This is a genomic window from Fusobacterium necrogenes, assembly GCF_900450765.1.
Lineage (GTDB): Bacteria > Fusobacteriota > Fusobacteriia > Fusobacteriales > Fusobacteriaceae > Fusobacterium_A > Fusobacterium_A necrogenes.
Genome location: NZ_UGGU01000003.1, coordinates 460,068 through 474,471, shown reverse-complemented (window position 1 = coordinate 474,471; position 14,404 = coordinate 460,068). Strand labels below are relative to the sequence as shown.

The 14,404-nt window shown below is 29.8% G+C and carries 8 protein-coding genes; all 8 read right to left on the bottom strand.

All coding sequences use genetic code 11. From position 1 onward, the window contains the following. Window positions 1–2 precede the first annotated feature (2 nt). On the bottom strand, window positions 3–149 hold the full coding sequence (locus tag DYA59_RS09470) for a hypothetical protein (RefSeq protein WP_172606934.1): 147 nt from the start codon (window positions 147–149) through the stop codon (window positions 3–5). An 18-nt stretch (window positions 150–167) separates the two neighbouring features. Next, on the bottom strand, window positions 168–845 hold the full coding sequence (locus DYA59_RS02595) for a winged helix-turn-helix domain-containing protein (RefSeq protein WP_115269078.1): 678 nt from the start codon (window positions 843–845) through the stop codon (window positions 168–170). 84 nt (window positions 846–929) lie between these two features. Then, window positions 930–1,685: a tRNA lysidine(34) synthetase gene (locus tag DYA59_RS02590; protein ID WP_115269076.1), complete on the bottom strand. Its 756-nt coding sequence runs from the start codon at window positions 1,683–1,685 to the stop codon at window positions 930–932. Then, entirely contained in the window at window positions 1,685–2,479 is a 795-nt protein-coding gene (locus tag DYA59_RS02585; RefSeq protein ID WP_115269074.1) for a tRNA lysidine(34) synthetase, read from the bottom strand. The genes DYA59_RS02590 and DYA59_RS02585 overlap by 1 nt, the downstream gene beginning before the upstream one ends. Before the next feature lie 358 nt (window positions 2,480–2,837). Beyond that, window positions 2,838–4,274: a glycoside hydrolase family 1 protein gene (locus DYA59_RS02580; RefSeq protein ID WP_115269072.1), complete on the bottom strand. Its 1,437-nt coding sequence runs from the start codon at window positions 4,272–4,274 to the stop codon at window positions 2,838–2,840. A gap of 14 nt (window positions 4,275–4,288) precedes the next feature. Beyond that, window positions 4,289–5,725, bottom strand: coding sequence for a PTS transporter subunit EIIC (locus DYA59_RS02575; protein ID WP_115269070.1), 1,437 nt, complete (start codon window positions 5,723–5,725; stop codon window positions 4,289–4,291). A 123-nt stretch (window positions 5,726–5,848) separates the two neighbouring features. Continuing rightward, entirely contained in the window at window positions 5,849–6,697 is an 849-nt protein-coding gene (gene licT, locus DYA59_RS02570) for a BglG family transcription antiterminator LicT (protein WP_115269068.1), read from the bottom strand. A 276-nt stretch (window positions 6,698–6,973) separates the two neighbouring features. Then, entirely contained in the window at window positions 6,974–14,323 is a 7,350-nt protein-coding gene (locus DYA59_RS02565; RefSeq protein ID WP_115269066.1) for an autotransporter outer membrane beta-barrel domain-containing protein, read from the bottom strand. Window positions 14,324–14,404 lie beyond the last annotated feature (81 nt).

Below are 14,404 nucleotides of genomic sequence, written 5' to 3'. Positions count from 1 at the left end.
ATTTATAGATTATCAATTAACTCTTCTAGTTCTTTTTTATCCTGAGCTGATAAGTCTACTCCTGATTTTAATTTTTTTAGTATTTCACTATCTTGAGCTGTCATACTCTTTTCTAAAATCTTTATTAACATCTTTTCATAAAAATTCATATTACTACTACCTTTCTATCATTTTAAAATATAACCTGCTCCTCTTATGGTATAAAAAAATTTTCTTTCAAAATTTTTATCTATCTTATCTCTAAGATATTTTACATATACATCAACAATATTAGTATCAGATATAAAGTCTATCCCCCAAATTTGCTCTTTTAAAATAGTACGTGTAAGAACTATATTTCTATTTCTCATAAAATACTCTAAAAGAGTAAACTCTTTAGAGGTCAATTCAATTTTTCTCTCTGCCCTATATACTTCTCTAGTAAGATAGTCAAGACTCAAATCTCTTATGACAAGTTTATTTTCGGTATATTTTCTTGTTTGTAATTTTATTCTTCTAATTATAGCTCTTATTCTAGCTAATAACTCCAAAAAAGTAAAAGGTTTTAAAATATAATCATCCCCTCCACAATCAAAAGCTTTTATTTTCAGATTGATATCAGCTTCATAAGTTAAAAACACTATCCCTGTTGCTTCACTTATTTCTTTTACACTTTTACAAAAATCTAATCCTGATCTTCCAGAAATAATAGTATCTATTATAACTAAATCATAAGAAATAGAATCTAAAAAATGATATCCTTCATCAAAATTATCAGTAAAATTAACCATATACCCTGATTCTTTCAGTCCATTAGCTATATATTCAGCTTGTTTTTTTTCTCTTTGTATAACAAGAATGTTCATCCTGCCACCCTATCTAATTTTATTTTTTTAATTTTAAATATCTTTATGCAATAATTATATCATTTTTTCATTATTTATCCAATATTAATCCAACATCTCTTTTATACTGTTGAAAACAACACTTCTAACATCTTTATTTTCCTGTGCTAACTCTCTTATAAGATTTTTTACTCTCAATCTTTTTGAGTTCTCACTTGTTTCATATGGACAATCTGAAGCTACCACTGGAAGCTCTTGTTTCTTTACATATCTTATGATATCTGCCTCTTCTACATAGGCAAGAGGTCTTATCACTCTTACTCCATACTCTTCAGATATATAACTAGGTTTCATCATCTTCATATTTCCTTGATAAAATACATTCATAAGAAAAGTTTCTATTATATCATCTTTATGATGTCCTAAAGCAAGCTTATTTATATTTTGCTCCTTCATCATTCTATAGAGAATCCCTCTTCTTATTCTTCCACATAGAAAGCAAGGATTTTTTACCTCTTTTTCTCCAAATAACATATCACTTAGATTAGTAGGCTCTACCTGTAATTTTAAACCTAACTCTTCACAATATTTTTCAATCTTTTCATAAGAAGCTTTATCAGTATTAGAGTGTATATGAATAGGGATAATCTCAAAATCTATCTGAGCTATTTTTTTTACTCTAACTAGAGCATTTAAAGTAGTCATACTATCCTTTCCACCAGACACTCCCACTGCTATTCTATCTCCAGCTTCTACCATATTATATCTGTGCATAGCTCTTCCAATTGGACTCCAGATAGTTTTTCCAAATCCTTTTCCCTCAATATTTTTTAAGATAGAGTTATTTTTCTCTTTCTCCATTACATATCTCCTTTATTTTTATTTCCTCTAGTATATCCCATTACATAATCTATATTTATATTTTTCATAGAATTAAATATACTTTGCTTTACATTGGGATTAGTTTTTTCTATCTCAGCTAAAAGATTTTTTATCTCTTTTCTTTTAGAGTCTACTTTTCCAGATTCAATAGGACACCCACAACTCATAGCCTTTATCTCATTTCTTTGTGTATAAGCTACAATATCTTTTTCCTTAACATATACAAGAGGTCTAATTATTGACATTTTACCGCTTGTCGAACTCACTTTTGGTATCATTGTCTTCACAGTTCCTGCATAAAACATATTTATCATAGTAGTTTCTACTACATCATCAAAATGGTGCCCTAGAGCAAGTTTGTTATATCCTAACTCTTCTACTTTGTTATATAATACTCCTCTTCTCATTTTTGCACATAAAAAACATGGTCCATCTGGATCTTCTCTAAAAGCTACTTCCCAAACATTAGCATCAAATATTTCACAAGGGATATCTAGCTCCTCAAGATTCTTTTTAAACTGTTCTATATCTATAGCTTCAAATCCTGGATTCATAGAGATAAAAGTTACCTCAAAGTTTTTACTTTTATCTTTTTTTAACTCTTGAAAAAGCTTACAGAGAAGTAAACTATCCTTTCCTCCAGATACTCCTACTGCTATTCTATCTCCATCTTCTATCAAATTAAAATCTTTTATTGCTTTTATAAATTTATTCCATATTTTCTTTCTATACGTAGTTCTAATACTTTCTAAAACTAATTCTGCTTTATTCATCTGTCCTCCTTATAACTATAATAAATACAATATATTATAATATGTTTTACTAATTATGTCTACAAAATTAATTTTATAAAAGAATATCCTTCATTTCTATATATTTAATTCTTTTTAATACAATTTTATATTAAAATATTTATAAAAAGCTACTCAATGTTCGACAAATTTAGAGATTAGGAGAGAGATAAGGGAAATGTAAATTTTAGATAATAAAGTACAAGATAGTGTAATTGAAATTTTTATTCATACAAAATTATTTACCTTATCAAGTTTTAAATTAGAATTTACTTTTTTTCTAATATATAAAAATAACTCAAGAATTCTCTTCATAAAAAGTATTCTTGAGTTATTTTAATTATTTATCTAAAGACTCTCCATTAGTTGCTATAACCTCTTGATACCAATAAAAGCTATCTTTTTTATATCTGTCTAAGCTTCCAGACTCCTCATTTCTATCTACATAGACAAATCCATATCTCTTTTGATATCCATTTAACCAACTTAGTAAGTCAGTAAAAGACCAAGTACAGTAAGCTAGTACCTCACAACCTTCGTCAATAGCCACAGCTAAAGCTTTTAGATGCTCTTTTATATACTCTATTCTATAAGCATCGTGTATAGAGTTGTCCTCTTCTAACTTATCAAAAGCCCCTAATCCATTTTCAGATATCATTATTGGAAGTCTATATCTACTTGTTATCTCTTTACATAGGAATGTCAATCCCATAGGATCAATAGTCCAGTCCCAATCTGTTGTCTTTAAAAATTGGTTAGCTGGATTTTTATATACTCCAGGGATTCCCACCACTTGTCCAGAACCTTTCTTTCCAGTAGTATTCATCACACCATATGGAGTAACTCCATCTAATGGATTATATTCACACACACAGCTTTGATAGTAGTTTACTCCCATAAAATCAATCTCTTGAGCAGCTAGTTTTAATACTCTCTTCTCCTCTTCTGTTACCATAGGAGCTACACCTTTTTTCTCTAGATATCTCATAGCAGCTCTTGGATACTCTCCATATGCATACACATCAAGCCACCAATAATTTTTTAAATCATCATAGTTCATCTTTGACATAGCATTTATAGGATTACAGTCTAGTGCATAGCTAGGAGTATAAGCAAAACTTGCCCCTATCTTACCTGTAAATCCTAATTCACGATAAGCTAATACAGTCTTTGCATGAGCTAAAAAAGCGTGATGATTTACTTGATAGAATGTTTTTTGGTCATCAAATTTTCCAGGTGGGTGCTGAGCTGTAAGCCAACCTAGTGATGTAAATATATTTTGCTCATTTAGAGTTATCCAATATTTTACACTTTTACCAAATACCTTAAATAGAGTTGTAGCATAATTTACAAAATCATCTACTATTTGAATATTTTCAAATCCTCCATACTCATTTACTAGAGCTTGTGGTAAATCCCAGTGGAAGATTGTTACCATTGGTTCAATACCATATTTTAAACACTCATCAATTATGTTTTGATAAAACTCTATTCCCTTTTGATTTATCTCTCCCTTTCCATTTGGGAATATTCTTGTCCAAGCTATTGAAAATCTATATGTTTTAAGCCCTTGCTCAGCCATTAGAGCAATATCCTCTTTGTAACGATGGTAGTGGTCAACAGCTACATCTCCAGTTGTCCCTTTAAATGTTTTTCCAGGAATCTTTACAAACTCATCCCAGTTAGAAACTCCCTTTCCATCTACATCGTGTGCTCCCTCTATTTGATAGGCAGCAGAAGCACTTCCCCATAAAAAATCCTTTGGAAATTTATACATATTTACACCTCTTCCTATAAACTCTCTTTATCTAATGTTTCAGCACGCTCTAAAATTCTCTCTTCTTCATCTTCATATACAATATCTTCAAATCCTATTGCATATGTAACTATGAAAGAAACTATTACAGCTATTAGCATAGTCAATAGAGCTATAAAGATACTAAAACTTCTACCTGGCTCTACATATTGAACTACTGTTACAAAAGATGGTGTAGCTATACCAAAACATTTCATTTGCATAAATCCACCAAAAAGTCCTCCAGCTATTGCTCCACAACAAGCTCCTATCATAGGTCTTTTTAGTCTAACATTTACTCCATATAGTGCAGGCTCTGTAATACCAGCTACTATTGCTGAAAAAGCAGAAGAACCAGCTATCTGTTTGAAATCTCTATTTTTACTCTTTACAGCTACAGCTAGAGCGGCTCCACCTTGAGCTAGGTTAGAAGCTAACTCTCCTATACAGATGAAAGCCTCATATCCAACTGTTGCTAGTATTCCCAATTTAATTGGTGTAAATGCATGGTGCATTCCAGCCATAACTATAAATGGATAAACTCCACCTATTATTCCCACAGCTACAAATCCAAAGATATCATAGAATTTGTAGATTACCTTAGATAATAAATCTCCTAAAATTGCCCCTAGTGGTCCTAAAACAACTATTGTAATAGGCATGATTACTAGCATAACTAATAGTGGTTTTAAGAAGTTTTTAGTGATAGCAGGAGTTACTTTATCTACTATCGGCTCTACATAAGATAATGCCCACACTCCTAAAATAATAGGGATTACTGAGTATGAATAGTTACTTGTAACAACTGGAATTATATTTAGGAAATGGATATTCTCTCCACTAGCTTTTGCCATATCCATAATCTTTATAAACCCAGGGTGTAATAAAACTAAAGCAATACTCACAGCATAATAAGGGTTTGTATTAAACTTATTAGCTGCTGACATAGCTATAAGAACAGGCATGAAGAAGAAAGCTCCATCTCCTATTACATTTAATATAGCATAAGTTTCCCCTGTTGTATCTATAAGATTAGCCATTGTTAAAAGTGTAAGTAATACCTTTAACATAGCTGCCCCTATTATTGCTGGGATTACAGGAGCCATTATAGATGAGATTGTGTCCATAAGAGTTGGGATTATCCCTTGATTTTTCTTAGTTCTTATTTTAGTATCTTTTTTTACAGTAAAATTTCCTAATTTGCAAAGTTCTTTGTATACATAAGCTACCTCATTACCTATGATAACTTGGTATTGTCCTGATTTTTGAACAGTTCCCACTACTCCTCTTGTCTTTTGTAATCCCTCATCATCAAGAAGTGAGAAATCCTTTAAATCAAAACGTAATCTTGTCATACAGTGGACAACATCATTTACATTCTCTGCTCCACCAACTTTTTCTAAAATTTTACTTGCTAATTCAGTATAGCTCATATATTTACCTCCAAAAAATTTATTTTTTAAAGGTTTTGCCTATATATGTGTGGCCATTCACAATATAGTTACAATCCAAATATATTTAATATGACTTTCGTCTATACTACTAATTTATCTATACTATTTGTTTTTAATTGCTTCTTTGTATAATCTTTGAATATATATTATCAGATACATCTGCTCTGCATTTGTTAAAATATAGTTGTACTCTTTTTCAAAATATTTATAAATTACAGTTACACACTTGTAAGCTTGAGGATATTTTTTTGTAAAAATCTCAAATAGCTCCTCATCTTCATCATTTACTGTATTGTTTAACACTCTCAATGAAAGAAACTTTAAGTGTGTTACAACTCTATCATAAGATATGCTATCCTCATTTATATCTATTAGCATATTAAACTCTATAATATTTAAAATCTTCTGTACGATTTTTGTTATCTCAGTGGTATTATTCATTCCCCCATCAAGTTGGGCATTGATTATATGACTTGTAATATATCCAGCCTCATCTTTTTGGAATTTTATACCTAGTTTTTCATCTATTATCTTCAATCCCTCAAGAGCTACATCATACTCCTCTCTATAAAGGTGCTTTATCTCATTTAAAAGAGGGTTTTCTATCTCTATTCCATTTCTATATCTCTCCACTGCCCCATGTATATGCTCAGTCAAAGAAACATAGATTATATTGTGCAACTCCTTGTTGTATCTATCCTTTAATAATTCTACAATTCTTTCTGTTATTTCTAAATATTTTTCAGGGATATTTAAAATTGTATTTTTTAACTTTTCATTTATTTGATTTTCATCACTTGAGAAAACTTTAACATTCTCTGGAAGCTCTACATCTTCATTTGCTTTCTTTTGAAATGCTATTCCCTTTCCCATAACAATAATCTCTTTATTATTCTCATCTTTAGATATAAAGGCATTATTATTTAAAATCTTTACAACACGTAACTTCATCTTATCCCTTTCTATTTGCAATTTTTTAGAACATAATTCTATTAAAAAAAATATATTATCTGAATATTAATCACTTCTTAAAAATGATACCACACAATATTTCAGTTGTAAAGAAGATATAAAAATATTTTACTAAAAATTATACTAAAATTTTATTTTCTTAATTGGAGATAATCAATATAATTTTTTCTAATATTTCTTTTATTAATTTAAAAAGTTATTACAAGTAGATAAACAAAATCATTCGCTACAGTTAGTATATTTATTAGATTAAAGCTAAAATTTATAACCTATACCTATTCCTAAATTACAATTATCATTATCCTCTGTTCTTATATAACTTCCCTTAGCATTGTAGAATACTCCATTTGTTTTCTCATACTCTACTCCTAAGCTAACCTTCCCTCTAAAGTTTTCCTCTTTCTCTGATATTATATCAAAAGTTTTGCTTGAACCATTGACTTTAGCTGTTAGATTTTCTCTCCCATATCCATCTAACATAATCTCTGCTCCAACTCCAGCTATTAGATTTACCTTTCCATCTTTTACTACTGTAGATTTTACTAAGTCTACTCCTATCTCACTATCTAATGTAGTGAAACCTTTTCCATCTACTGAGATAGATAAATCTCCGTTATCTGCCTCATTTATAGAATGTTGCATAACCTGTGCTAAACTTACTCTTGCATATGGTTCAAACGTTAAATCATCAGTTAAATTATGGATATATTTTACTCCAGAATAAGCTGTTAATGTGTCATCAGTGTATTTTTTCCAAATTGTCATTAATTGATACTTATTTGACACTCTTCTATCTGCTTTATAATAGTTGTGTTGGTAACCTAATCCAGCTATCAATCTAAGGTTTCCTGCGCTGTACTTAGTATAAGCACCTAAGTAATATCCACTTCCTTTTAAGTCGCTCTCTCCTATATCTGTATTGCTATTATTTCCAGCTATTACATATCCAAGAGCTAATTTATCTGTTTTTCCATACTCTCCCATATAGTAAGCTGAATAGATATCTGACTCTATATCTACCTCTGCTATTCCTAAATCAACAGAGTTGTAATATCCTCTACCATAGTAAGAGTTGTCATCATCATAACCCTGTCCAGCTATTGCTCCATAGTGTAGCCAACTTCCTTCATCTGCTTTAAATCTGCTGTCCATTATACTATCATTTACCATATTAGCTGTTTCCCTTGAGATATCATTTGAGTAAGCATATGGTGTTGAATTATAGATTTTTCCATAGAATTCTAATTGAGCTTTGATAGCCTCATCTTCTGTTTTATCTGTAAGAGTAGAACTTGGTGCCATTAATCCAATCTTATTAGCATCAACTATACTTTGGTAAATTCTGTCAAGATGAGCATACTTCACAGCCTCATTTTCTCCTATTATATGTTCTTTAATAGTTACATTTATTTCGTTGTTATCTCTATCATAAGTTACATTGTGGTTAGCTGAACCTGAAAGGAAGATATTTTCTCCATTTTCAATAACAGAAGCATTCTCTTTTCCCATTGAGATAATAGAGTTTTTACTTGCTGTAGAAGCTTCAACTATTAAATTTCCATCATTATTATTAACTGTTATTCCATTATCATATAAAGCATGTCCTATTACTTTTCCATCTTCATCTTTTTTCTCATAGTCAATTCCTAGTATTAAATCATTTTTATTTAAGTTTATTTTTTTATCACTTCCATTCATAGAGAGTTTTAATCCTGAATCTAATTTCGTATTTTGATAAAGATTGAACTCTGAGAAATTTTTAATCTCTCCAGCTAAAGTAATTGTATCTTTTGAAGTATCTGATTTTTCTTGAGCTATTTTTCCTATATTTAAAATATTATTTCCAGTATTTCCATCTAATGTAGCAGAAATATCTGAAAGTATATTTAATATATCATCTGATTTTCCAAGAGTAATATTCATATTATTTTTAGAAATCTCTCCTCCACCTAAGGTTAAATTGATTTTTCCCTCTGATTGAGAAGCATCTATTCCTTTACCTAAAGTCACATTTCCTAAAATAGAGATACTATTCTCAGTTCCTTTATCAACATTAACTATAAAGTCATCAGTTGTAGCAAAATCATTGAATACTATATCATTATTCTTATCTGCTACACTTTCATCAGAAGTAGTTTCTATATATATTTTACTTAGAGATAGTTTTGTATCTACCTCTCCTTTAAATGAATAGAAGTGTTGCTCCTCTGTTATCATATTTTCAACCTTATTTTTTATATCCTCAGCACTTCCATCATTAAATATACCTGTGATTACTCCATTCTCATCTTTATCACGATTGTAGTAATTAGTTACTAAGTATTCATAATTTCCTTGATATAGTGTTCCTATTCCCAACTCTCCAGCTTTTTTTATTGAAAGTGTACCATTGTTATTTGTTAAGAAATCTGAAACCATAAGATTATCTGACATTATGTTTGTATCTAAAGTTATTGTTTCATTAATATTATCAAATATAACACTACTATCTAGTGTAAATTTCAAATTGTCTATTTTTGCAGTAGTACCATTTTGGAAAGGATTATAACTACTTATCTGTCCATCTTTTCCGATCTCCATTTTTACATATCCCTCTCCTGTAAATATATTTACATTTGAATTAGATAGGATACTACTTCCATCTGCAAAAGACCAAACTCCATTATTTCCTAGATTGATAGTATCAGCACCTACTACCTTGTAAGTAAGTCTATCTCCTGTATTAACTGTTAAAATATCTCCACTTCCCTCTCCAAATGTAAGAGTTCCATCTATATCTCCACCATTTACAGTAACTTGGTTACTATTTCCATTGAATTTGATGTTATCGGCTTTTAATACTCCATTTTCTTCCAATGTGATACTGTTATTTGAAGTTAAATTTATATCTCTATCATAATTATATTGAGAATTAACTACAAATTTACTTTCAGAAGTTAGATTGATACTTCCGATAGAGTTTTGAGTTTGATTTAATAGATTTAATAATTTTTCACTCTCTTCTTTTTGGATAGCATTAGAGATTGTTATTTTATTTGAATTAGTTTTATCTCCAGAAGTAGAGCTAATCTCTCCAACAGAAGTAATATTAGATAATTTATCTATCACTAAGTTATTATCTCCACTACCAAAGGCAATATCTCCAACTGTGATATTATTTCCTTTTAAATTGATAGTATTGTTATTGCTGTTTTTCATAGAGATACTAGATATATTATTATTTTTCTCTCCAGAGATATTTAATGTTAATGCTACCTTTGAGTTATCAGCATTTATTCCCTCTGTTCCTACATTTATAGAACTCTCCTCTGTACCACCAAGAGTAAGCGTATTATTACCATTTTCAACAGCTACATCAATACCTGTAACAACTATATCATTAAATGTTAAATTGCTATCTCCACCATTGATTAAGATAGTTTCTCCATCTTTAAACACCCTAGTATCATAAGTTTTATTTTCAGAGGTATATGTAAGTTTTGAACCTAACTCATTGTCATCTGTGATATAATCAACTATACTATCCTTTGAAAAATTATTAAAGGCTGTTGTTAAATTTAAATATCCCTCTTGGTTGTACTTAGTGATAGCTGTGTTGTATCTATCTGTATAAATATCTAAGCTTGAATTACCTACAAGCTCATTCCATTTTTTTACCGATAGAGTATAATCATTTGAGTTATTTTTTTGACTGCTTAAGAAAGCTGGTATATATAACTTAGAGCTATCTCCTAGAGATAATTTTCCAAAAGATAGAGTATGAGTATTATCAATACTATCAAAAGTTATTCCTTTCACTCCATCAAAAGAGATTTTTACCTCTCCATTTAATATGGCATTACTGTTGTCAGTAATAAAACTATCATTTACTTTTATAACTCCATCATAGGTAATACCTAAATTAACCCCAGAGCTAGAGTTGATATTTACATCTTTTCCACCTATGATATTGCTTCCCTCAAAGCTCCACTCCTTATCTCCTTGTAGATTTATTGTGTTTGCTCCACTTATATGGTTACTCAATCTATAATCACTATCAGTTAAATTTACAACATTGTTACCAGAGGTTGCAAAGCTGATAGAGGTATCTACATCAGTTAATGAGATAGTGTTGTCTGTTGAATCTTTTCCAAAGGAAATATTATCAAATTTATCATTCTCTCCATTAAAAATTAAATTATTATTTGAAGCTGTTAGAGTTAGATTTTCTATGTTGCTTACATTGGTAAATATATTTGAGTTATCAGCAGTAAATCCCAATTGAAGATTATCTTCCCCATTTCCACCATCTAGTGTCATATTTATAAATTTATCTTTATCATTTCCTATAAAGGTATCTATTCCATCATTTCCTACAACTTTATTAAAGTCTATAAATTTATCTATATTTACCTTGTTGTTGGCATTAGCTAGTTTTAATTCCTCTACCCCTGTTACACTTGTAAATGGATTACTTGTTGTATTATCAAATGCACCTGATGTTATTTCTAAAACATCATTACCCTCTCCACCTACTAGTGCTTTACCACTAAGTGCATCAATAGTAGTTTTGAAATTGTCTGCTCCATCATTTCCTACAACTTTGTTAAATCCTGTTAATTTGTCTATGTCTACCTTGTTGTTGGCATTAGCTAGTTTTAATTCCTCTACTTCTGTTACATTCTCAAGAATATTATTTTCTGTATTATCAAATACACCTGATATTATTTCTAAAACATCACTACCTGCCCCACCTACTATTGTTTTATCATTAAGCTTATCAATAGAAGTTTGGAAAGTATCTACTCCACTTCCACCTAAAATATTTTTGATATGGGAATTAGAAATATCAAAGGTATTTCCACCATCAGCTAGTTGTAAATTTTCTATGCTCTTTGTCCTAAAAAAACTAATACTTCCTTGATTTTCTGTTGTAATATTATCAAGTAGGGTTAAGGTATCACTACCCTCTCCACCATATACTGCTTTTCCAACAAGTCCAGTAATATAAATTTTGAAATTGTCATCTCCATTTCCACCTCTGATAATTGGAAAAGAGGAATTAGAAATATTAAGGGTATTTCCACCATCAGCTAATTGTAAATTTTCTACATTTTTTATATTTGAAAAATCGATAGTGTTCCCTGTTGTAATATTATCAAGTAGAGTCAAGGTATCATTACCTACACCTACTATTGTTTTTCCAACAAGTCCCGCAATAGTAGTTTTAAAATTATCTGCTCCATTTCCACCTGTGATAGAATTTATATTTAAATCTGTTAAGGTAACAGTATTTTCACCATCTTTTAATTTTACATCAAAACTAGTGAATTTATCAGTTTGATTTTTTAAAGATGTCATATCTTCATCTGTATTTATATTATAATTAACTCCTAAAAATTTCTCTGTAACACTCTCATCAATAGTAATCTTCCCATTGATAGCTTGATTTTTATCTAACCAAACAGTTGTAGTAGTTCCATCTAAAGTAATATTTCCATTAATTATTGAGCCATCTTTTACATATATCTCTCCATTCTCAATAGTGATATTACCATTGATTGTACTAGCCCCTACGTTAAAGAGATTATTACTTCCTGTTATATTTATCTTTCCACCATTAGCAATAATATTTCCATTTAAAGTTGTGCTAGTCAATGTCATTTCACTATCAGTTAGAGTTGAGTTACCATTGATATCTGATTTATCCATAGTGATATTATCATCAGTAGCTATAACTCCACCATTAAGTGTAGATGATGTTAAACTAATTGTGTCAGCCCCACTTCCCATATCAATGTTACCATTAATAATTGAATTATTTGTTAAAGTTAGATTATCTGTGTTGGCATTCCCTTTAATAGTAGCGCTTGTTTCATCTATTCCGCCATTGATAATTATATTATTCCCTGTAAAATTTCCACTCTCTATATTTATAGCTGTTGTGTAACTATTTATAATGGAGTTAGAAAGAGTTAAATCTTTATTAACTTTTAAACCTTTTTTATATCCATTAATTATTAATTTTTCACTATCAGTTGATAGAGTGATATCAGTTTCAGTTATTGAAGTTAAGTTTTGATATTGATTATTTGTATCTACAAAAGTATTTTTTACTGTATATCCTTTATACTCTCCCTCTTCTGTTATCTCTCCACCAGCTCCAGCATTAACTGTTACATTATCTGTTCCAGCCCCATCTATCAATAGTCCATAGTTATTTTGAGTAGTTATAGTTCCTTGATTATTAATAGCCTTATTACTTCCTGCTATTATTCCATAGTTTGTTAGACTTCCTATTGTTCCATATCTCTCATTATATATTCCATTTCCATTACTAGTCCCTGAATAACTATTTCCTGTTATTGTTCCATTGTTTGTTAGAGTTTCTATTGTTCCATATATCTCATTATATATTCCATTTCCACTATAATTTCCTGAACTACTACTTCCTGAATAACTATTTCCTGTTATTGTTCCATTATTTGTTAGACTTCCTATTGTTCCAGATTCATTATATATTCCAATTCCACTTCCAAATTCTGAATTATTACTATTTCCTTTTATTAACCCACTATTTGTTAATGTTATTATTGTTCCAGATTCATTATATATTCCATTGCCATTTCTATTATTAATCCCTAATTTGGTAGTTCCTGTTATTATTCCATTGTTTATTAGAATTTCTATTGTTTCATATCTCTCATTAAATATTCCATTGCCACTAAAATATTCTGAATTATTACTATTTCCTTTTATTAACCCACTATTTGTTAATGTTGTTATTGTTCCAGATTCATTATATATTCCATTGCCACTATTAGCTTCTGAATAACTATTTCCTGAATTACTATTCCCTGATATTATTCCATTGTTTATTAAACTTTCTATTGTTCCTTTCCAATTAAATATTCCATTGCCATTTCCATTATTCATCCCTAATTTAGTAGTTCCTGTTATTATTCCATTGTTTGTTAAACTTTCTATTGTTCCAGATTCATTATATATTCCATTGCCACTTCCAAATCCTGAATTATTACTATTTCCTTTTATTAACCCACTATTTGTTAGAGTTTCTATTGTTCCGTTATTATATATTCCATTTCCAATATTCACTGTCGAATAGTCATTACTCTTCTTCCCTGATATTATTCCATTGTTTGTTAGAGTTTTTATTGTTCCGTTATTATATATTCCATTTCCACTATAATATCCTGAACCACTACTATTCCCTGAGATTACACCACTATTTGTTAGAGTTTCTATTGTTCCGTTATTATATATTCCATTTCCACTATAATCATCTGGACTATTACTCCCTGTGATTACACCATTATTTATTAAACTAAAATTCTGTGTAACACTACTATCTATTCTAACCCCATTTCCCCAAGCTACATCTATCTTACCATTATTAGTCCAAGTATTACCATCTAGTACCCCAGCTCCCTCTGGAGTAACTAAAATAGTTCCATTCTCCGCCTTAATAGTTACTTCTTGATTTATCAAACCATCATTAGAATAAACCACTCCTCCTGTTATCATAAAGGCCACCATCATTCCCAATGTTATTGTAACCTTTCTTTTTAGCCATCTTTTTATTGATTTTTTAATATCCTCTCTCATAGTGAGCACCTCTATTTTAATAAATATTTCCCATTATCTTTCAATAAATTTATCTTTAATACATTATCTTACAAAATATTT